This window comes from Bacteroidia bacterium (genome assembly GCA_016218155.1).
Taxonomy (GTDB): domain Bacteria; phylum Bacteroidota; class Bacteroidia; order Bacteroidales; family GWA2-32-17; genus GWA2-32-17.
In genome coordinates this window covers 1-1,450 of sequence record JACREQ010000003.1, presented here as the reverse complement: position 1 = coordinate 1,450, position 1,450 = coordinate 1, and the positions used below count along the sequence as shown (strand labels likewise).

At 29.2% G+C, this 1,450-nt stretch carries 1 protein-coding gene; it reads right to left on the bottom strand.

Features of this window, described 5'->3' with window-relative positions; genetic code table 11:
• Nucleotides 1-115: 115 nt before the first annotated feature.
• A complete protein-coding gene (locus HY951_00400; protein ID MBI5538492.1) occupies nt 116-1,243 on the bottom strand; it encodes a hypothetical protein in 1,128 nt (375 codons plus the stop codon).
• Nucleotides 1,244-1,450 lie beyond the last annotated feature (207 nt).

The window sequence follows — 1,450 nt, the reverse complement described above, 5'->3', positions numbered from 1 at the left end:
GAATTATATGTGATCATAGTGCATGTATTTTTAAAGCAAATATAATATTTCCATGCACTTATGGATTAAATTGTTAATAAAAACATGTGTTATGTTAATAACTTTCAGGTCGTTATCATTTTAATGAGCAAACCCTATTTAATGGCCCGACAAATACTACAACAAAACCAATTAGTAACAGGATACACAGGTTTTCTAAACTTGAAAATAACATCATGAGATTTTTCACCTCCCATAAGAATGGTCTGTTTAATCCTGCGACCACTGCATTTGGAAACTTTTTTATAATTCCGGGTATAGACTTTTCAAATTTCCCGATATCATAAGCACTCTGCCCCGTCTGTTTTAAATCTTGCTGGGTATATGCCGCCTTATTTAAAATTGAATTAATATCTTTATATTCTCCTCCAACAATATTAAAAGAAAAACTTAATAAAATATTTCCTGTAATTATCAAAAAAAATACCAGCAACGGGAACACAACAGTTTTTATAAAAAGGCTCTTTATCTTATTGAAAAAAAATAACCAATAACCTATAAACAACGCAATAGCTAGAGGAAAAAATATATATGGTTTTATAGATATAAGAATATAAATAAAAATAAGTAATAACAAACTATAATATATAATTTTTTTGTTGTTGATAAAAATTCTATATGCACAATAAAAAATTCCAAGCGTTGCCGCATGTGTGTAAGTATCCTTTAATATGCCGGAACCCCAGAATAATACTGATGGTATAAACAAGCATGCTATAGCCAATTCCCGTTTAATTCTCGGATAGTTCTCCGAAAGCAACAAATAAAATTTCCAGGTAGGAATAAAACTTACTGCCGCTAACAATATTGTAGCAGCCCAAAAACTATTAAAACCGAATAATGTAAAAATGCAGGTAAATCTTACCGTAGAATATCCCGGAAAATCTTTACTATCCAACCAAGGTATCCCGGAATATTTTACTAACGCATTATAGTTCTCAATAGAATTGTCGCCTGTCAATATTTTAAAATAATGTATCGGCGATTTAAACAATAATTTATTATAAATAACCGTGTCATTAAAATAAGAAGAAGTATCTCCCCCTGGATAATAGATAGAATAAATCAGGCAAAAGATAACTCCTGCTAAAATTTTTATAATAATTGCTATAACAAAATAATTATACGCGGAGTTCTGCTGAATATTCTTAAATTTAAAATAAAAAGCAATGAAAATAATAATTCCTATATAAATCAGGGACACAAAAATATCTTTGAAATTAAGTATGTTCATACAATAAAAGAGATATAAAAGGATTTATATGTTTACACGGCTAAGTTCTAATATTCACAGCATTTTTTTTAAATGCCCTATATAATTTGTATGCATCCGGCGAATCAAGGATAGCAGTGAACCATGTTTTTAATTTTTCTTCGGCAACCTTAAGGTCTCTTTGATACATAAACCAAT